The following is a 19411-nucleotide window of genomic DNA, read 5'->3' as shown; positions in this document are numbered from 1 at the left end:
AAATTGGATCATGAAAAACTATACATTACTTTTCCTTACAATTATAAGTTCTTTTTCGTTTAGCACTTATTCACAACAGGCAAAAATAAATTCAGGTGACAAGAAATATGATAGTTATGCCTATGTTGACGCTATTAAAACCTACGAAAAAGTGGCTGCCAAAGGTTACAAATCTGAAGATATGTTTAAAAAACTAGGTAATGCCTATTATTTTAATTCTAATTTTGAAGGAGCAGCAAAATGGTACGGCGAATTATTTGCCATGAATACAACTGTAGAACCAGAGTACTATTACAGATACGCACAATCTCTAAAATCTACTGGTAATATTACTAAAGCCAATCAAATGCTTGGCGAATTTAATGCTAAATCAAAAAACGATTCTAGAGCCAAATTTTATAAAACTGATCGTAATTATCTGGATGAGATTAAAGCCAATTCAGGAAGATATAAAGTAGAAGATGCCGGAATAAACAGTAAATATTCAGATTACGGATCATTTGTTTATAATAATAAAATTTATTTTGCCTCGGCAAGAGACACTGGAAATTTCTCGCAACGCAAACACAAATGGACTGGCGAATATTTTACGAATATTTACAATGCTGATTTAAATCCGGAAACTGGAAACGCTATAAAAGTAAATAAGTTTAAATCTGCTATTAATACAAAATTCCATGAAGCCTCTCCAGTTTTTACTAAAGATGGCAAAACAGTTTACTTTACCAGAAACAATTATATTGACGGTAAAAAAGGAAAAGACGATCATAGAACTACTTTGATTAAGATTTACAAAGCTACTTTAGACGAAAAAAATAAATGGAACAACATTACAGAACTTCCGTTTAATAGTAACAATTACAGTGCAGGTCATCCAGCTTTAAGTCCAGATGAGAAAACGCTATATTTTTCTTCTGATATGCCAGGCTCTATCGGACAATCTGATTTGTATAAAGTAAGTATTAATCCAAATGGCGGTTATGGCACTCCTGAAAATCTTGGAAACACTATCAATACAGAAGGAAAAGAAACCTATCCGTTTGTGACTAGCGAAAATGAAATTTATTTTTCATCTGACGGGCATCCAGGATTAGGAGGTTTAGATGTTTTTGTGGGCAGTATTGACGATAACGGAAAAATTGATAACATACAGAACGTCGGTGTAGATATAAATTCTCCTAAAGATGATTTTGCTTACATTATTGATCCAACAACAAGAAGAGGATTTTTTACTTCTAATAAAGATGGCGGACAAGGTTCTGATGATATTTATAAATTCTTAGAAACCCGAAAACTAAAATGCATTCAGGAGCTTGAAGGAATTGTTACTGATTCGGAAAGCGGAATTATTTTACCAGAAGCCAAAATCACTTTATACGATGATAAAATGGCGGTTAAAAATTCTACTATTACGGATGGATCAGGAAAATATGTTTTCCCTGTAGAATGTGGTAAAACCTATTTTGTAAGAGCCGAAAAACCAGAATATACAACCAAAGAAATACCCGTTACCATTTCAAAATCAACTGGAAAAACGAACTTACCAATTGCCTTAGAAAAATCAAATTGCCAAGTTACAATTGGAGACGATTTAGGTAAATGTTTCGGAATCAAAATGATTTATTTCGATTTGGATAAATCTGATATTAGAAGAGAAGCCGCTTTAGATTTAGAAAAAATATTAGTGGTTTTAAACGATTATCCAAACATGAAATTAGATATTCGTTCTCATACAGATAGTAGAGCAACACATAAGTACAACGAAGCTTTATCTGATAGAAGAGCAAAATCTACCATTAAATGGCTTATTAAAAACGGAATAGCTGCAAACCGATTAACCGGAAAAGGCTTTGGAGAAACACAGCTTGTCAACAAATGTTCTGATGGAGTAAAATGTACCGAAGAAGAACACCAAGCCAACAGAAGAAGCGAATTTATAATAACAGGTTTATAACCAAAACTCACGATCAAAACCAAAAAGCTGTCTGTATTTTACAGGCAGCTTTTTTCTAAATAAAAAGTCGTTGCAACTCTATGAATTACAACGACCTCTAAAAAACCAACCTGTTCAATATACGTTTAAATCTTAACAAAAATGTTAGTGTAATATTTTTTACCTGTAGCAGCATCTGTTGTTACAGATAATCCGAAGTGCGTATAATCACCTTCGATATTCTCTTTGTGGCCTGGACTCTCCAGCCAGGCTCTCAAAGCCGCTTCAGGAGTTTTATAGTTGTAGGCAACGTTCTCACCAACTTTTTTAGCTCCTAAAACATTTGTAATATTTTTAGATCTTTCCACAAAATCATTATGATTTACAACATTGTTTTCAATCATATAGAGATTATGTTCTTCACATTTAAAAGAAATATGATTGATTCTTTCCAAAGCATTTAATCCTACACTTAAGCGGTGTTCGTTTATGAGTTTCATGGTTTGCAACTCAGTATCGTTGTAGGTATAATTGGTAACAAGCGCTTCGACGGTAGTATTATCCACGCTTCCAACGGCAGTATCTGCAGAACATGCGTTCATTGCGACTAGAATCGCAATGAACAACATGGTGCGCTTAATCTTTTCCATAATCAACAGCATTTTAGCAGTTTAAAGTAGATGTTGGGGCAAATCCTTTAAATTTATTTTTGAATAATTTGTCGTCTAATTTTCTATACCAAACATATTCAATTTACCGTTAAACTACAAATTTAATCGATGAAATGCATTCGATTTTTTAATAGTAATATATTTTTCCTACATATTAAGAAGAAAGTCGCTCAATTTTCCATGAAAAGTCAGATTGACTGGTATAACGTATTCTGTCATGCAGACGATTTGCTCTCCCCTGCCAAAATTCTACCTGTAACGGTGTGACAATATATCCTCCCCAATTTTCAGGTCTCGGAATCGGTTTTCCTTCAAACTCTGTCTCCAGTTTTTTCAAATTTTCTTCTAAGAAAGTTCTTGAGGGAATAACTTCACTTTGATGCGAAACTACAGCACCAAGCTTACTTCCTTCTGGACGTGAATCAAAATAATTATCTGAAATTATTTCTGAAGTCTTCTGTACAATTCCTTTTATAATAACCTGACGTTCCATTTCCTGCCAAAAAAATGACAAACAAACATTGGGATTGGCTTCTATTGCTTTTCCTTTTTCAGAATTATAATTGGTATAAAATATAAATCCTTCTTCTGAGAATTTTTTCAATAACACCACTCGAGATTTTGGAAATCCATCCAAACCAATTGTCGAAACGGTCATGGCGTTTACTTCTCCGCTTCCACCAAAATCTTCCACTTCATGAAACCAACGGTTAAAAAGATTAATGGGATCTTCTGGAATATTACTTTCAAGCAATTCACTTTTCTCGTAAGATTTTCTATAATTACTTAAATCACTCATGATTTGTTATTTTAGATTGTTGATTTTAGATTGTTTTGTTTCAAGTTCAAAAACTTTGTCACTTTGCAGCTTTGCACCTTTTAAAACTCAAATAAAACTCCGTCATCACCCAAAAGTACATTCGGGAAAATCGTTTCCGCTTCTTCTTTAAAACGCTCAATTCCGTCATAACGTGTAGAATAATGACCTAAAATTAATTGTTTTACATTCGCTTTTAATGCAATAGTCGCTGCTTCTTTTGAAGTTGAATGAAGTGTTTTTTCCGCAAGTCTTGCTTCAGAATCTAAAAACGTAGATTCGTGGTACAAAACATCAGTATTGGCAATAACTGGAATGATTTCTTCATTATAAACGGTATCCGAACAAAAAGCATAACTTTTTATAGGTTCTGGATCAAAAGTCAGTTTCTTGTTTTCAATAACAGTTCCGTCATCTAATGTAACATTTCCTCCGTTTTTTATTTTTTGATAATAAGCCACATGAATATCATACTGCTGAACAGCTTCTACATTCAATTTTCGTTCGGCAGGTTTTTCCTGAAATAAAAATCCGTTTGTATAGACGCGATGTTTTAACGGAATTGTTTTGACAATTACTTTATTATCTTCAAAAACAACTTCACTTTCTTTCGATTCCAATTCATGAAAAAACAAAGAATAAGTTGTCCATGATTCTGTCAATTTTAATTGAAGCAGAATCAGTTCCTTAATTCCTTTTGGACCATAAATATGTAGATCGGTTGTTCTTCCTAAAAGTGAAAAAGTCGAAATTGTTCCAATCAATCCATATAAATGATCTCCATGAAGATGGGAAATAAAAATGTGATTAATTTTAGAGAATTTAATCTTATTCTTTCGAAGCTGAACCTGAGTTCCTTCGCCACAGTCAATTAAAAACAATCTGTTTCTGATTTCTAAAACCTGCGAAGTCGGGTTTGTAAGTGTTCGTGGAGTTGCGGCATAACAGCCAAGTATTGTTAGTTTCAATTGTTTATTCGTTTATTTGGTAAATCGTTTAATCGTCTAAAATTAAATCAAATCGATTAAACGGTTAAACGAATAAACAATTAAACCAATATTTAAAATCCGAGGTCTCTTTCGATTTCTTCCATTTCGATAATATCGTGTGCTTCTAAAAGAGAAGGAACAACGGCTAACTTATCTGAAATAGCATTAAAATCAAGATCAGAAGCCACAATTACAAAAGATTTTTTTGCTTTTTTATGTGCTTTAGAAAGCGGTAAAAAAGCTTTTAAATCTTTTTCTGTAATCGCATCAGCTGACAAATCGATTATAATATTTTGTTTTTCAAAGGTTTTAAACTGCTGCGTCACATTTTCAAGGAAAGCGTTTACATCTCCCTGTGTGTCTTTAATAGTAACGGTATGTCCTTTTTGATCTACTTTCATTTTTTAATGTATGGGGCTTGTATAAAAATTGATTTTCTGAGAGCTAAGGTACGAAGTTTTTTTATAGTTTTCAGTCGCAGTCACAGTTTTCAGTTTCTTACTATGGCTGTAAACTATCTCTTTAAAAGAGTTTTCAGTCGCAGTTTTCAGTATTCAGTTTCTCACTATAACTTCAAACTTTCCGTTTAAAATAGTTTTTAGTCTTACTTTTTTAAGTTTCGCTAACTGAAAACTGAGACTGTAAACTATCTATTTAAAAAAGTTTTTAGTCCCAGTTTTTAAGTTTCCATTAACTGAAAACTGCGACTGTGACTGAACACTAAATCTACTGTATTTTAGACGCCAAAAGATAAATAACCGCCATTCTAATCGCTACACCATTCTCAACCTGATTCAAAATCACAGAATGATCAGAATCTGCAACTTCAGAAGTAATCTCTACTCCTCTATTGATTGGTCCTGGGTGCATGATTACGATTTCTTTATTAAGAGAATCCAAAAGCGGTTTGTCTACTCCGTATTGTTGTGCATATTCACGTGTTGATGGGAAGAAGTTTACGTCCATACGTTCGTTTTGTACACGAAGCATATTCGCAACATCGCACCATTCTAAAGCTTTACGAAGATTCGGTTCAACCGTAACGCCTAGAGATTCGATATATCTCGGAATTAAGGTTTTTGGTCCGCAAACTTTTACTTCTGCACCTTGCATTTGCAAAGCATATATGTTGGATAAAGCTACTCTCGAATGCAGAATATCACCCACAATCACCACTTTTTTACCCGCTACATCTCCTAGTTTTTCTCTGATCGAATAACTGTCTAATAAAGCTTGAGTTGGATGTTCGTGCGCTCCGTCACCTGCATTTACGATACTTGCTTTGACATTTTTAGATAAAAAATAAGCCGCTCCGGGATTGGAGTGGCGCATTACAACCATATCAACTTTCATCGAAAGGATATTATTTACAGTATCAATCAAGGTCTCTCCTTTTTTAACCGACGATTGAGCTGCAGAAAAACTGATCACATCAGCAGATAAACGTTTCTGCGCTAATTCGAAAGAGAGTTTGGTTCTGGTACTGTTTTCGAAAAAAATATTGGCAATGGTAATATCTCGTAATGAAGGAACTTTTTTAATTGGTCGGTTAATGACTTCTTTAAAATGATCTGCCGTTTCAAAAATCAGGTTAATATCATTTTCATTGATATATTTTATACCTAATAAATGATCTACGCTTAATTCTTTCATTTTTCTTTCTTTAATATTATTGGTCAAATTACTGAATGACGAAATATTCGACATTCTATGCTTCTTTAAAGAGCAGCTACTCTATTCCGTCATTCTTTCAACAACTTCGCTGTAATCCTGTAAATCTCTTCCGTCTTCATCATAAATTTGCTTCCATCTGAAACCTGGGATTTCTAACTTTCTTTTAGCAGAACCATCCCATTTTACTTCAAGACCATTATTTCTTAGAACTTTTGCTACTTTATTTCCAACTTCAATTGTCGTAGCTTCATCAGAATTATCCACTTTTTGAAAAGCGATAAACAAACTCGGATCATCTTGCATTACAGCTCTCGCCAAATCTTGTTCGTGATAAAAGCAATAACCGTCAGATTCTACGCCGCTATTTCTGAGATCTCTTTCGACTTCGACTACTTCGTATTCTCCGTCGCTTGTGGTATATCCAGCATTATGAAGCGCAATGATATTTTGATCGCATAAATCATCAAACGCATTTATAAGTTTTTCAGTATCTGTTGGGCTTTCCCAATTTTTACTTTCTTCTAATAACTTTTGATATTCTTCGTCGATTTTTTCAAAAGCCCAAGCTTCAGAGATTTCATCTTCAAATTCGTTATCTTCAATTTCTTCCATGATGTTTTCTTTGATATCATCAATAGAAAGAAATCCCATTCTTACCTGGTTAAAAATTGACTCATAAATAAACTCTTCGTTCTCTGTCATGCTTTATTGTTTAATCGTTTATTGCTTAATCGTTAAAATGTCGTTTTCCCGATTAAACAATTAACCGGTGAACCGATTAAACTAATTTGTAACCAAATGAACTACATCTTCGCCGTCGTTTTCTTTCCAGCTTACAATCACTTTTTCGCCATTAATAGCATCTACCTGACGACCGCGATAATCGGGTTGAATTGGTAAATGACGACTGAAACGTCTGTCAATTAAAACTAACAATTCGATTTCTGAAGGTCTTCCGAAAGATTGAATGGCAGTTAATGCAGAACGAATGCTTCGACCTGTAAACAAAACGTCATCAATAAAAATGACTTTTTTGTCTTCGACTATAAAATTGATTTGAGTTTTGTTGGCTTCGAGTGGTTTTTCTGTACGACGAAAATCATCTCTAAAAAAAGTAATATCCAAATAACCCAAAGAAATTTCAGGAACTTGGTATTCGTTTTCTAATATTTGTTTTAAACGTTCAGCTAAAAAAACGCCTCTTGGCTGAATTCCCACTAAAATAGTATTTGAAAAATCAAGATGTTTTTCGATTAACTGACAAGCCAAACGGTGAAGTATGATAGTAACTTCTTTTGAATTAAGTAATACTTTCTGGCTCATAATTAATTGTAATGATTGGTCGGGCAAATATACGGAATCTGATTTTATTTGTTGGGGTGTTGAAACGGGAAATGTTTTTTAAAAAAAATTAAAATATAAAAAATTAACAAAAAGCTGAAATGGCAATTCAAGATTTTTTTCCATTAATCAATAATATATATTTAAAATTATATTTTAGCTAAACAGTAAATCTAAAAATATTTTTAAAAGATATGGAAATAGTAAATTCGCAAATAATAAAAAAATTTGTAGCAATATTATGCATCTCAAGTGGATTAATTAGTTTAATAACTATAATGGCTTACTTTTGCAATTTTGATGGTGAAATTTCCAAAAGCCAGGCTATATGGGGGGCTTTTGGTGACTATATTGGTGGAGTATTAGGAACTTTCTTTAATTTACTAGCGGTAGTCTTTTCTATAATCAGCATTTACATAACATTAAAAATTGCGGTTAAAATTCATGAAATTGAAGACAGGAACATTCGAGAAAATATTCAACGCGATAATGAAAGATTTACACAAGAAAAAGAATTAATTAAAAGGCAAAATATGCCATTTCCTCACTTTGACTATGATCGTTTATATAATAATTTAAACATAATACTATCAAATCAAGGACCAGGTCCTTTAATTATCAAAAATTGGGAAATTATTTTTGACAATGTCAGTTTCACCAATTTCGGCAAACTTATAGATCAAAAATTGACAGATAAAGATTATATATCGCTTTCTTATGAACGATTATCAAAACATGTAATAAGTTCTGGATCATCTACTTCTCTATTAAAGATAAATGATGGGCAAACTTTATCACCGAAACAAAAAAAATATCTTAATGATTGCAATGATCTCCTGACAAAATGTAGAATTAAAATTTCTTACGAAGATATTTTTGAAAACCAATATGAAGCAGAAGAGGATTTAAGTCATTAATTTTTCTAAAAAAAGACTTCTGAAATAACATTGTAAATCCAAATCCTAAAACATTTCCCTAAAAATTATACAACACATATCTCTGATTTTTAAGTACTTTTAAATCGAATTCAAGAACTCAAAAATTAGAGAAAATAACATGAATTATCAGAAGAACAAGAAATGAATTTTTACCAACAAGAAATAAATCGCATCAGCAAAATCTGCTACAAAAACGAAGGACAGATTAAAACTGTAATTCGGACGAAGAAATTCATTGAAAACAACTTTGAACAAGAACTGAATTTGGATGTTCTTTCTGATTCACAATTTACATCTAAATTCCATTTATTGCGTTTATTTAAAAAATATTACGGCATGACGCCCATGCAATATTTGATTGACAGAAGAATAGAAAAATCTAAAGAATACTTACGAAATGGAATGCCTGTAACTCAAACTTGTTTTGCAGTTGGGTTTGAAAGTCCGAGTTCGTTTAGTACTTTATTCAAAACCAAAATTGGAATCGCTCCAATGGAATTTCAAAAAAGAGCAATTTTCGCAAAGTAAGTCGGAATTGATTTTACAAACTTTGCATCAATCAATTTAAAAACATAAAAAGATGAGAGTAAAAGTTATCGGAATCCCAGTTCAAGATCAAGAGATTGCATTACAATTTTATACAGAAAAACTAGGTTTTATAAAAAAACATGATGTGCCTTTGAGTGAAAACAATAGATGGTTAACAGTCGTTTCGAAGGAAGAACAATTTGGAACTGAGATTTTATTAGAACCATCGCCAAATCATTTTGAACCAGCTAAAACGTATCAGAAAGCCCTTTTCGAAGCTGGAATTCCATACACACAATTCAACGTTGATAACATCGAAGAAGAATACAACCGACTTGTAAATCTTGGCGTAGAATTTAGCATGAAACCTACTGAAATGGGAACGGTTAAAATTGCTATTTTAAATGATACTTGCGGCAATAATATTCAGCTTATTGAAATGTTGTAAAACCCAATAAATAGTATGAGGAAAAGTAGTAAACAATTTATATCTAACCCCAAAAACATTTTTCTATTAGACAGCTTGGGAGCTTTGCTAACTACTTTTCTACTCTATTTTGTTCTCAGAAATTTCAATGCTTTTTTCGGTTTATCAAAAGATGTTTTCGAACTTCTTTCAATACTTGCTTTGATTTTCTTCGTTTATTCCATCAGTTGTTATTTTTTCGTCAAGCGAAATTGGAAATCTTATTTAAAAATAATCTGTACCGCCAATATTCTTTATTGCATTTTGACATTTGGAATTATACTTTATTATTACCAAAACATTTCGATTTTTGGAATTGCTTATTTTTTGGCTGAAATCTTAGTTATTATCGGGCTCGTATTTTTGGAAATAAAAATTATCAAATCCAAATACTAAAACATTTCTCAAAAATTATATAACACATTTGCCCGATTCGTGAAGTAATTTTATGAAAGCAATTTAAAAACTCAAAATCATGCAAAATAAAATACTTAGATTGTTAATGGTATTCGTAATACTATTTTCATTTACAAGCTGTGAACTAGTTGGAGACATTTTTAAAGCCGGAATGGGATTCGGGATTTTTATCGTAATCTTTATCATTGCGATTATTATCTGGATCTTTGCTAAAATGTTTGGCAAGAAATAAATAAAATAAAATCTACAAATTAAAAAATCCCAAATTCCAATTAAACTTGGAGTTTGGGATTTTTTTATGGTTATTGAACTTTGTCAAAGTTTAAAACTTTGACAAAGTTGTAAGTTCTAAATTTGGATTTTAAAATATTAAAGATTGTACATCTTCTTTCTTTGCTCTTGAATCTTCTCATCATCAAGATATTCATCAAATGTCATGTAACGATCGATAACTCCGCTTGGTGTCAATTCTACAATTCGGTTACCAACAGTTTGTGCAAACTCGTGGTCATGTGTTGTGAAAATTACAGAACCTTTAAAGTTTTTCAATGAGTTGTTGAAAGCTGTAATAGACTCCAAATCTAAGTGATTTGTTGGCTCGTCTAGCATTAAAACGTTAGCGCGTTCCATCATCATTCTAGAAAGCATACAACGAACTTTTTCTCCTCCAGATAAAACTCTAGATGTTTTTAAAGCTTCTTCTCCAGAGAAAATCATTTTCCCTAAGAAACCTCTAATGAAAACCTCATCACGCTCTTCTTCCGTTTTAGCGTATTGACGTAACCAATCCACTAAGCTTAAATCATTTTCGAAGTATTTGTGGTTTTCAGCTGGCAAATACGCTTGGTTTGTTGTAATTCCCCAGTCAAAAGTTCCAGAATCTGCTTTTTGTTCACCGTTTAAGATTTCGTAGAAAGCAGTTGTTGCACGTGAATCTTTAGAGAAAAGAACGATTTTATCGCCTTTTGCCATATTCAAGTTAATATCTTTAAATAAAACTTCTCCTTCTACAGAAGCAGATAAGTTTTCTACGTTTAAGATTTGATCTCCAGCTTCACGATCCTGATCGAAAATAATCGCAGGGTAACGACGGCTAGAAGGTTTGATCTCAGAAATATTCAATTTCGAAATCATTTTTTTACGAGAAGTTGCTTGTTTCGATTTCGCCACGTTTGCACTAAAACGACGAATAAATTCTTCCAACTCTTGTTTCTTCTCTTCTGCTTTTTTGTTTTGCTGCGCACGTTGTTTTGCCGCTAATTGGCTAGACTCGTACCAGAAAGTATAGTTTCCTGAGTAGTGATTGATTTTTCCGAAATCAATATCAGAAATATGTGTACAAACCGCATCTAAAAAGTGACGGTCGTGAGATACAACGATTACAGTGTTTTCGTAGTTTGCTAAGAAGTTTTCTAACCAAGCGATTGTCTCGAAATCCAAATCGTTGGTAGGCTCATCCATAATCAGTAAATCAGGATTTCCGAAAAGTGCCTGCGCCAAAAGCACACGTACTTTCATTTTTCCTTCCATATCTGCCATTAAAGTATAATGATCTGCTTCTGTGATACCTAAGTTAGACAACATCGCAGCTGCATCAGAATCGGCATTCCATCCGTTCATTTCTTCAAACTGAACTTGAAGCTCTCCAATTCGATCTGCATTTGCATCGTTATAATCTAAATAAAGCTCATCCATTTCTTTTTTAACAGCATACAAAACTTTATTCCCCATTAAAACGGTTTCCAAAACAGTATGTTCGTCGAACATGTTGTGGTTCTGGTTTAAAACCGACATACGTTTTCCTGGCTCCAAATGAATGTGACCAGAAGTTGGATCGATATCGCCCGAAATAACTTTTAAGAAAGTAGATTTTCCAGCACCATTGGCTCCAATAACTCCGTAAATATTTCCATGAGTGAAAGTTGTATTTACTTCATCAAATAAAATCCTTTTACCAAATTGAACTGATAAATTATTGACTGTTAACATGAATGTCTTTTTAATTAATTTGGTGCAAAAGTACGGAAAAAGGTTCAGAGTTGCAAAGGTGCAAAGGTGCTAAGTTTTTTATTTAACCATATAAGTAATATAAGTTCATTTTAGCAAAACTTAAATTTTCTTATATTACTTATATGGTTCAAAACTTCACAATTTACTTTCTTTCGCTAAAGCAACTTCTAGACTCTCAAAATTTGGAAGTACTTTTGAAATATTTCCTTCTTTGTTGATGATAAAATGTGTTGGAAAAGAATTTAGCTGTAAAGCAGTATTCATATATTCTTTCATATCTGGAATTATAGAATAAGATAGCGGTTTTCTAGCCAAAAACACTTTTAATTGTTCTTGTGAATCCTCTGCTAAACTCATGAAAACAATATCTTTTCTGTCTTTATAATCTTCAACTAATTTGTTCACTTGAGGAAATTCTCTAATGCAGGGCGCACAGTGAATGTACCAGCATTTTATTACGATGATTTTTCCTTTCATGGATTCGTTGGTAACCAAATTTCCGTTCAAATCTTTAAATGAAAATTGAGGAAAAGCAGTTCCTTCCATTTTGAAGTTTTTATAAGCATCAAAACCAATTTGATTGATTGTTGCTTTTATGCTTGAATCGGTTTTGGGCTGAATTTTGAATAACTTGTAAATGTAAATATTCGCTTCTGATTTCAATCGAATTGGAATAAAATTTCCATTTGCTAATTGATCTAAAAAAGTTTCTTTTGAAATTTCTTTTGATGAAAAATCCAAAGCTTTAAAATCTCTAGAAAGCATGATGTTTTTATTCTGATACACCGACCATTGTTCGTACGTTTTCTGAATTTGAATGGGATCAACTTCTGGATTTCCGAATTTAGTTTGAGCTGAACTTAAAGAGAAAATTAAAAGGAAAGTGATTAAACTTATGAATTTATGCATGGATTCTGAAACAATTGTATTTTATTTCAAAAGTAATGAAAGTTTTTTAACCGCAAAGGCGCAAAGGTTTACGCTAAGTTCGCAAAGGTTTTAATTTAAGGCACATTACGTTATGAGAAACTGTGAAACTGTCAATTTTGAAATGAAGAATCATTGACGATAGTTTTTATTGAATTAACAAACTTGCAGGAATATTAGAAATTTTTCAAACATAAAAAAACCCGACAAAAAACTGTCAGGTTCATTATTTATATTTTTTTTCTAATTTTTTAAAACAGGTAAAAAAGAAATATCCATAGTATATTTTGAAGGATTTTCGGGATCAATGAAAACTCTAACCGTATCTGTTTTTACAAAATCTGTAGGATCAAACCAAATATTATCACTTTTAAATACATACAATTCGTTGGTCTGAGGATCTTGCCATTGACTCAAAATCTGAAAAGGATTTCGACCGTTTAATGTTTGATTAGTATTTAATTGCACTTGTGTAAATTTTGCTGCAATAGGTTTTCCGGTTTCGCGTAAATTTTGCGTTTTTCTTTTTTTAAGCCAACGGAATAAAACTCCCAAAGAACCTATTAAAAAGAAAACTGTCCCTACTACTCCTAAAATCAGTACGCCAAGCCAAAGCGACACAAAACCTTTTATTTCTGCTTTATTAGGATTCGCTGGATCATAAAAAACTTCTACTTTCTCCCCTACATCATAACTCGGCGGACTGCTACTTACTGATGAATGATGCGTAATAGTTTGACCTGTTTTTGTTGTAAAAGAAACCACTGGACTATAAGTTGTTGATTCCTTAGAACGTTTCGGTATCAGTTCTGTAACAGTTCCTTGTACGGTTTCTGCTTTCGCTAAAAAAGCTTGTTTGTCTACATAAAGATAAATTGCGCCCGCCATTAGGCCAGCGCCAACAATAGAGAACACAAAATTAAAAATAGAAAATATTTTCATTAGTTATGGGTTTGATTAGTTGTGGTAAAAATAAAGTTAAAAGAGTTTCTTCCTAATAAATTGAAACTTTTTTTTAATAAAAAAACCTGACAACGAATTGCCAGGTTTTATAAATGTCCTCGTATAGGTAAAAACCAAATAACAAATTACCTAAACTCGGTACATTGTTTTGAAATAAAATTTAGATTAAAAAATAAATAACCAAACTCAATTTTAACCCACCAAAAATTTTACCTCAATTAATTTTCATGAACTTTGTTATTAACTCTTGAAAATATATCTTAAACCGATCAAATGGAATTGACCAGCAAAACATCTTTGTAAATATCTCTGCCAAATTGTTTTCTGGCAGAGATAAATCATTTTAAATCAATAATGGCAATAAATTACTAAACACTAATTCAAACTAATTTTACAATAATTTCTTCAAGCTTGTATAAACACCCAGTTCTACATCTGCATGATCTTTTGTATTACAATCTTCTACTAGCTTTTTCAAATTACCAGAAGCTGATTTATTATCCAAAACCAATAATAATTCCTGCGAAGCATCGCTTAACTTTTTAGACAAAGGAAGTATCGGCTGTACCAATGGTGCATTGGCACTAAGTGCTGTCAAATCTTTGTGTACCGCAATCCATTTATTGAAAAATGCCGCAACTTTGGCTTTATTCTCTGCAGATTTATTGGCTAAATACTGACTTACTGCTGCATCAAATGCTAAAGAATCTTTTGAATCTGGACCACAAGCGTCTGCGAATAAAGTAAACGGAGAATACATTTGATATTCTGTTCCGCCTTTGTTACGAGTATATCCCTTTAATGGCTCGCTTACATATGAAAATTCTTCAAGCGCTTTAATATCTTGATTGTTTGCAATATTTCTTAAAATCACATCTTTGTTGCGAATGTGCGTAACACCTAATTCTTCTAATCTAAAAGAAACCGTTTCTAAACGTTTACGCATATTTTCGACATCAGTAATATCTTCAGCAGACCAAAGTCTTTCTGCAATTGCTGCTGTTCTTGGCCAAAGTCTCGAATCGATTGTTTCAGATGTCGCTAATTCTGTCCACATGGTTGCTTCACCTCCCAAAATTCTTGCTTTTTCTTCTGCTGTTAAATTTGCTCCTTTCGGCATTGGGTCATTTAGATAATGACTTGCAATTGGATACATTAAATCAATATAATAACCATTTGACAGAACTGTTTTATATCCTTTTTTCACAGCATCTACCAAAGATTGCCCAGCAGTCATTCCTTCGTTTGGACCTCTCCAAGAATGAACAATAGCTTCTTTAGATAAATCTTTAGTTAAGATTTCTTCCCAACCCATCAATTGTTTTCCGTGTTTTTTCAACATTGGAGCCAACTGCATGGTAAAGTAAGTCTGTAATTCGTGATTGTTTTTTAAGTTGTGTTTCTTTTTAAATTCTTGAATTTTCGGATTTGCATCCCAATCCTTTCCTTCATTCTCATCTCCACCAATGTGGAAATAAGCTCCTGGAAATAACGGACAAACCTCATCAAAAACTTCACTTAAAATTTGATATGTTTTAGGATTTGAAGGATCTAATGTTGGTGAAAAAATACCAGCATTTCTTTCAACTCCATAGGTAGCGATTGCTGTACCTTGAATATTTTTTTCGGTTGTTCCTCCTGTCAAAGTAATTACTTTACTGCCAATTTCTGGATAAGCCGTCAAAATTGCCGATCCGTGACCTGGAACATCTATTTCTGGAACAATTAAAATACCGCGCTCATCTGCATATTTTACGATATTTTTAATTTCCTCTTGTGTATAATAAAGTCCATCTGATGCTAATTCGATAAACTTGGTGTGTTTTTTCATTTCGATTCTCCAGCCTTGATCGTCAACCAAATGCCAGTGAAAAACATTCATTTTCATTGCAGCCAAAGCATCTATATTTCTTTTGATTACATCAACCGGCTGAAAATGTCTTGAAGCATCAATCATTAAACCTCTCCAAGTAAATCTTGGAAAATCTGAAATTTTTGAAGCTGGAAAATAATACGATGAAGCATTGTTTTGAAGCATTTGTAATAATGTTTCCAAACCATGCAAAGCTCCTAAATCGCTCGAAGCATTAAGCGTAATTTTGTTTGATGTAATATCTAAATGATAACTTTCGTCTTCATACAAACCAATTTTACCACTTTTAGTACAGTTGATTTGTAATTCTGCGTTTGGAACCTCGTTTAATTTTGTAATGAATCCTTGTTGGAAAAACATACCTGTTCTACCATCTAAGCGGCGTAAGAAACGTGTTACTCCTCCAAAAATTCTTGGATTGGGATTACCTGTAATATTTACTTTAAAGTTTTTATTCAAAGCAAAATTACCTTCATTAATAACAACATTCTGAGGCCACGGCATAAGATTGAGCTGCTCTTTCTGAATTTGAGCGCCTGCAGATATGCTTGCAAACAATAGTACAAATAGATATTTCATTTTTCTTTTTTTTGGTTTGGATAGGTTTTAAGTATCCTAGATTTATAAAATAAACAAAATTCAGAGAGTCTTCTGCTTTACCTCACTCTTGCAATGAGATCAATCCGAATCTTGTTATTCGATTCATTTTCAAATGAATCAGTAAAAATTAATTAGTAATCAAAACGTTTAAAAGCTTCAATAGCTTCATATTCGGCCAAACCTAATTCATCGTATAAAATGGCCGTATTCTTGTTGCGGTCTTCTGCTCTTACCCAGAACTCACGCGAATCATTTCCTTGAAACATCACTCTGTCTTTTTGAGATTGATGATGTAAAATAGCATGACGTTTTAATAAAACCTCTGACGGACTTAACGGAACTGCCATGTCTATTTCATGAATATCCCATTCGTGCCAAGCTCCTCTGTAAAGCCAAAGCCAACAATCATTCATATAAGGTTCAGGTTTCAATTCTTTTAAAGCCGCAAAAATGGCATTCAAACAAACCTCATGCGTGCCGTGCGGATCTGCGAGATCACCAGCAGCAAATACCTGATGTGGTTTTATTTTGGCAATAATCTCTTTTACAATCTCAATATCCTCTGGGCCTAACGGATTCTTTTTTACTTGGCCTGTCTCATAAAAAGGGAGATCTAAGAAATGCGTATTTTCATCTTTTAAACCAATATATCTTGTGGCTGCATAAGATTCTCTTCTTCTAATGAGTCCTTTTAATTTTCTTACTTCTAAAGAATCAATTTGGTTTTCCGATTTATTGTTTAGAAAATCAATTACAGCTTTGAAGTTGATATCTGCTTTGTCTTTTCCAACAAAATCACTCGCAACTTCTGCAAATTTTAAAGCCTCATCATCTGAAACCGCAATATTTCCTGAAGTTTGGTACACCACATGCACATCATGACCTTGTTTGATTAGTTTAGAAAAAGTTCCTCCCATAGAAATCACATCATCATCTGGATGTGGACTGAAAAGAATCACTCTCTTTTTTGCCGGATTTGCTCTTTCTGGACGATGAGAATCATCTGTGTTTGGTTTCCCTCCTGGCCATCCTGTAATGGTATGCTGTAAAATATTAAACATATTAATGTTCATATCATAAGCTGAACCTTCTTGTGCCAAAAGATCAGACATTCCGTTATTATTATAATCACGGTCAGTCAGTTTTAAAATCGACTGTTTTGTTTTTTGACATAACCACACAATGGCTTTGCTTTTCATTTCAGGAGTCCAAAGACATTCACCAACTAACCAAGGAGTTTTAAAACGGGTTAATTCTGTCGCCGCCGATTGGTCTAAAACGAAAGTCGCATTAGGATGGTTTTGCAAAAATGTGGCTGGAACTTCAGAACTAATATCACCTTGAATAGTTCTTTTGATAATATCGGCTTTGTTTTGTCCCCATGCCATCAAAACAATACGTTTTGATCTCATAATGGTTGAAACTCCCATTGTAATGGCTCGTTTTGGCACATTATCAATTCCGTTAAAAGCAGACGAAGCATCTACTCTTGTAATATGATCTAATGTAATAATTCTGGTTCCTGAATTGATGTGCGAACCTGGCTCGTTAAAACCAACGTGACCTGTTCGTCCAATTCCTAATAACTGAAAATCAAGACCACCTGCATTTTTAATATTCATTTCATAATCGATACAATACTGATTGATTTCTTCAATCGCAACTGTACCATCTGGAATATTAATATTTTCAGGTTTTATATCAATATGATTAAAAAGATGCTCATGCATGAAATAGTGATAACTCTGATTGTTCTCTTTTGTCATTGGATAATATTCATCCAAATTAAAAGTGATTACATTGCTAAAACTTAGTCCTTCTTCTCTATGCATTCTCACCAGTTCTTCGTAAACTTTTATAGGAGAAGAACCTGTAGCCAAACCTAATACACAAGATTTATTTTTGTCCTGTTTAGATCGAATTAGCTGCGCAATTTCCTGTGCTACAATTACAGAAGCTTCAACAGAACTTTTGAAGATTTCGTTATGAATTTTTTCAAATCGAGTTTCTTCAAATTTTCCGGCGCTCTTGTAACTGATATCAGGTTTTATTTCTAAAGCACTTTTCATTTCTTTTCTTTTTTTGTAGTAATTACCATTTTGATTTTAAGAAACAGTATAGACAGCTTTTACTGCCTATACCATTTACTACTAACCAAACTTAAAACCTTATGATTTTTATTTTTTTGACGCTTGTTAAAACAGTGATTTAGTTGCCACAGAGATTTGTTGTTTTTACTTTTAAGGAAGTATATTTTTTATGAATCACTTCCAATAAAGAGTATTCATCAAAAGAATCTTGCGACAATTCCCAAATCATAATTCCGCCTGTATTTTGAGCGGCGTATTCTACCTTTTGAACAATTGTAGGTCTGCCATTGTAATATATTTTACCCAATTCATCAAGTTCTGCAAATTGTTTTCCTGTTGCCACAATTTCTCCGTATTTAGAACTTGTAACTTCTGGATTAGTAAAATTGTAACCATAAAAAGGAACTCCAAGAGTTAATTTTTCACTTGGAACATTTTGGAGTTTCCAAAATTCAATTCCCTCTTTAGCGAAAGCAAAAGAACTATGCTGACCTGGTTTATTCGGTGCCCAAGGACCAGTACTGTCATAAGCCATAACATTTATAAAATCAAAAGCCTGTAAAGCAGCGGCGCTTATGTTTTCGAAACGAGAATTATTTGGTAATGCTGCAGTCATTAGTTTTTTACGTTCTAGAAGACTCTTCTTCAATTCTAAAACAAAACCACTATATCCGACTGTTACAGCATCCCATTCTAAATCTACATCAACACCATCCAACTTGTGAAGGTCTACAAAATTTACAATGTTCTGAATTAAAACAGGTCTCTTTTCTGGCTTATCGATTAACCAAGACCAATTTGATGCCTGTTCTTCTGAAATTACACCTCCAGCCAAAGAAATACTGATTACAATATTCGGATTAACCGATTTTGCATATTTGACAAGTCCATCAATATCTCCTGAAAAAACAAGATTTCCGTTTTTATCAGGATTTGCAAAGGCCACATTCAAATGCGTTATTTTACAAAACTGAATTGAAGTCATTTTATCAAAATTATCCGTAGACAGATATCCTACTACTCTAGCATTTTTTTGTTTAACATCATCATTTTCTGAATCTTTTTGAGAAGTGCAGCTATAAACTGAAATAAGCGAACTTATGAAAAAGAGGATGCCTAACAAGGCTTTATTTTTACTCATAATTTTTAATCTTAATTAGATTTAAATAATACC

General features: G+C 32.8%; 18 protein-coding genes. 5 read left to right on the top strand and 13 right to left on the bottom strand.

What is annotated here, in order from left to right; all coding sequences use genetic code 11:
• Positions 1–10 precede the first annotated feature (10 nt).
• On the top strand, positions 11–1954 hold the full coding sequence (locus tag VGE71_RS01405) for an OmpA family protein (RefSeq protein WP_331136697.1): 1944 nt from the start codon (positions 11–13) through the stop codon (positions 1952–1954).
• A 125-nt stretch (positions 1955–2079) separates the two neighbouring features.
• Here VGE71_RS01405 and VGE71_RS01400 read toward each other — a convergent pair whose 3' ends face one another.
• From VGE71_RS01400 to pyrR, 7 genes are all read right to left on the bottom strand, one after another.
• Positions 2080–2583, bottom strand: coding sequence for a CAP domain-containing protein (locus VGE71_RS01400; protein WP_331136696.1), 504 nt, complete (start codon positions 2581–2583; stop codon positions 2080–2082).
• 175 nt (positions 2584–2758) lie between these two features.
• The gene (pdxH, locus tag VGE71_RS01395; protein ID WP_331136695.1) at positions 2759–3403 is read right to left on the bottom strand and encodes a pyridoxamine 5'-phosphate oxidase; all 645 of its coding nucleotides are present in this window, start codon (positions 3401–3403) and stop codon (positions 2759–2761) included.
• An 80-nt stretch (positions 3404–3483) separates the two neighbouring features.
• Positions 3484–4389: a ribonuclease Z gene (locus tag VGE71_RS01390; RefSeq protein WP_331136694.1), complete on the bottom strand. Its 906-nt coding sequence runs from the start codon at positions 4387–4389 to the stop codon at positions 3484–3486.
• Between the two features lie 92 nt (positions 4390–4481).
• A complete protein-coding gene (locus VGE71_RS01385) occupies positions 4482–4811 on the bottom strand; it encodes a ribonuclease Z (RefSeq protein ID WP_144219127.1) in 330 nt (109 codons plus the stop codon).
• Between the two features lie 325 nt (positions 4812–5136).
• On the bottom strand, positions 5137–6063 hold the full coding sequence (locus VGE71_RS01380) for an aspartate carbamoyltransferase catalytic subunit (protein WP_012026510.1): 927 nt from the start codon (positions 6061–6063) through the stop codon (positions 5137–5139).
• 81 nt (positions 6064–6144) lie between these two features.
• Entirely contained in the window at positions 6145–6786 is a 642-nt protein-coding gene (locus tag VGE71_RS01375) for a DUF6891 domain-containing protein (protein ID WP_331136693.1), read from the bottom strand.
• Positions 6787–6867: 81 nt separating this feature from the next.
• Complete coding sequence (gene pyrR, locus VGE71_RS01370; RefSeq protein ID WP_144219125.1) at positions 6868–7407, bottom strand: bifunctional pyr operon transcriptional regulator/uracil phosphoribosyltransferase PyrR; 540 nt, start codon at positions 7405–7407, stop codon at positions 6868–6870.
• Positions 7408–7619: 212 nt separating this feature from the next.
• Between pyrR and VGE71_RS01365 the strand changes: the two genes are divergently transcribed.
• The 4 genes from VGE71_RS01365 to VGE71_RS01350 all read left to right on the top strand — a co-directional run bounded on the left by VGE71_RS01365 (position 7620) and on the right by VGE71_RS01350 (position 10006).
• The gene (locus VGE71_RS01365; RefSeq protein WP_331136692.1) at positions 7620–8342 is read left to right on the top strand and encodes a hypothetical protein; all 723 of its coding nucleotides are present in this window, start codon (positions 7620–7622) and stop codon (positions 8340–8342) included.
• Positions 8343–8504: 162 nt separating this feature from the next.
• Positions 8505–8891 (top strand): helix-turn-helix domain-containing protein, encoded by a 387-nt coding sequence (locus VGE71_RS01360; RefSeq protein WP_276381816.1) that lies wholly within the window; start codon positions 8505–8507, stop codon positions 8889–8891.
• Between the two features lie 52 nt (positions 8892–8943).
• A complete protein-coding gene (locus VGE71_RS01355; protein WP_331136691.1) occupies positions 8944–9339 on the top strand; it encodes a VOC family protein in 396 nt (131 codons plus the stop codon).
• A gap of 493 nt (positions 9340–9832) precedes the next feature.
• The gene (locus VGE71_RS01350; RefSeq protein ID WP_186296638.1) at positions 9833–10006 is read left to right on the top strand and encodes a hypothetical protein; all 174 of its coding nucleotides are present in this window, start codon (positions 9833–9835) and stop codon (positions 10004–10006) included.
• Positions 10007–10143: 137 nt separating this feature from the next.
• Here VGE71_RS01350 and VGE71_RS01345 read toward each other — a convergent pair whose 3' ends face one another.
• From VGE71_RS01345 to VGE71_RS01320, 6 genes are all read right to left on the bottom strand, one after another.
• Positions 10144–11763, bottom strand: coding sequence for an ABC-F family ATP-binding cassette domain-containing protein (locus tag VGE71_RS01345; protein ID WP_331136690.1), 1620 nt, complete (start codon positions 11761–11763; stop codon positions 10144–10146).
• A 156-nt stretch (positions 11764–11919) separates the two neighbouring features.
• Positions 11920–12693, bottom strand: coding sequence for a TlpA disulfide reductase family protein (locus VGE71_RS01340; RefSeq protein WP_331136689.1), 774 nt, complete (start codon positions 12691–12693; stop codon positions 11920–11922).
• Positions 12694–12954: 261 nt separating this feature from the next.
• Positions 12955–13653, bottom strand: a complete 699-nt coding sequence (locus VGE71_RS01335; protein ID WP_331136688.1) for a DUF3592 domain-containing protein — start codon at positions 13651–13653, stop codon at positions 12955–12957.
• Between the two features lie 412 nt (positions 13654–14065).
• Positions 14066–16126 carry a beta-N-acetylhexosaminidase gene (locus VGE71_RS01330; RefSeq protein WP_331136687.1) on the bottom strand — a complete coding sequence of 687 codons (2061 nt, stop codon included), beginning with the start codon at positions 16124–16126 and terminating at the stop codon, positions 14066–14068.
• A gap of 152 nt (positions 16127–16278) precedes the next feature.
• Entirely contained in the window at positions 16279–18216 is a 1938-nt protein-coding gene (gene nagB / locus VGE71_RS01325; RefSeq protein ID WP_331136686.1) for a glucosamine-6-phosphate deaminase, read from the bottom strand.
• A gap of 139 nt (positions 18217–18355) precedes the next feature.
• Positions 18356–19378, bottom strand: a complete 1023-nt coding sequence (locus VGE71_RS01320; RefSeq protein WP_331136685.1) for a glycosyl hydrolase family 18 protein — start codon at positions 19376–19378, stop codon at positions 18356–18358.
• Positions 19379–19411: the final 33 nt, after the last annotated feature.

It is taken from the genome of Flavobacterium sp., from assembly GCF_036405015.1.
In the GTDB taxonomy this organism is placed as follows: Bacteria; Bacteroidota; Bacteroidia; order Flavobacteriales; family Flavobacteriaceae; genus Flavobacterium.
The sequence above is the reverse complement of the archived record's forward strand: the minus strand, read 5'-3'. Positions and strand labels throughout refer to the sequence as shown.

What these genes read in the sequence shown, in the direction of transcription:
- VGE71_RS01405 (WP_331136697.1), top strand. Translation starts at nt 11, where the DNA reads ATGAAAAACTATACATTACTTTTCCTTACAATTATAAGTTCTTTTTCG.
- VGE71_RS01400 (WP_331136696.1), bottom strand. Translation starts at nt 2,583, where the DNA reads ATGGAAAAGATTAAGCGCACCATGTTGTTCATTGCGATTCTAGTCGCA.
- pdxH (WP_331136695.1), bottom strand. Translation starts at nt 3,403, where the DNA reads ATGAGTGATTTAAGTAATTATAGAAAATCTTACGAGAAAAGTGAATTG.
- VGE71_RS01385 (WP_144219127.1), bottom strand. Translation starts at nt 4,811, where the DNA reads ATGAAAGTAGATCAAAAAGGACATACCGTTACTATTAAAGACACACAG.
- VGE71_RS01380 (WP_012026510.1), bottom strand. Translation starts at nt 6,063, where the DNA reads ATGAAAGAATTAAGCGTAGATCATTTATTAGGTATAAAATATATCAAT.
- VGE71_RS01375 (WP_331136693.1), bottom strand. Translation starts at nt 6,786, where the DNA reads ATGACAGAGAACGAAGAGTTTATTTATGAGTCAATTTTTAACCAGGTA.
- pyrR (WP_144219125.1), bottom strand. Translation starts at nt 7,407, where the DNA reads ATGAGCCAGAAAGTATTACTTAATTCAAAAGAAGTTACTATCATACTT.
- VGE71_RS01365 (WP_331136692.1), top strand. Translation starts at nt 7,620, where the DNA reads ATGGAAATAGTAAATTCGCAAATAATAAAAAAATTTGTAGCAATATTA.
- VGE71_RS01360 (WP_276381816.1), top strand. Translation starts at nt 8,505, where the DNA reads ATGAATTTTTACCAACAAGAAATAAATCGCATCAGCAAAATCTGCTAC.
- VGE71_RS01355 (WP_331136691.1), top strand. Translation starts at nt 8,944, where the DNA reads ATGAGAGTAAAAGTTATCGGAATCCCAGTTCAAGATCAAGAGATTGCA.
- VGE71_RS01350 (WP_186296638.1), top strand. Translation starts at nt 9,833, where the DNA reads ATGCAAAATAAAATACTTAGATTGTTAATGGTATTCGTAATACTATTT.
- VGE71_RS01345 (WP_331136690.1), bottom strand. Translation starts at nt 11,763, where the DNA reads ATGTTAACAGTCAATAATTTATCAGTTCAATTTGGTAAAAGGATTTTA.
- VGE71_RS01340 (WP_331136689.1), bottom strand. Translation starts at nt 12,693, where the DNA reads ATGCATAAATTCATAAGTTTAATCACTTTCCTTTTAATTTTCTCTTTA.
- VGE71_RS01335 (WP_331136688.1), bottom strand. Translation starts at nt 13,653, where the DNA reads ATGAAAATATTTTCTATTTTTAATTTTGTGTTCTCTATTGTTGGCGCT.
- VGE71_RS01330 (WP_331136687.1), bottom strand. Translation starts at nt 16,126, where the DNA reads ATGAAATATCTATTTGTACTATTGTTTGCAAGCATATCTGCAGGCGCT.
- nagB (WP_331136686.1), bottom strand. Translation starts at nt 18,216, where the DNA reads ATGAAAAGTGCTTTAGAAATAAAACCTGATATCAGTTACAAGAGCGCC.
- VGE71_RS01320 (WP_331136685.1), bottom strand. Translation starts at nt 19,378, where the DNA reads ATGAGTAAAAATAAAGCCTTGTTAGGCATCCTCTTTTTCATAAGTTCG.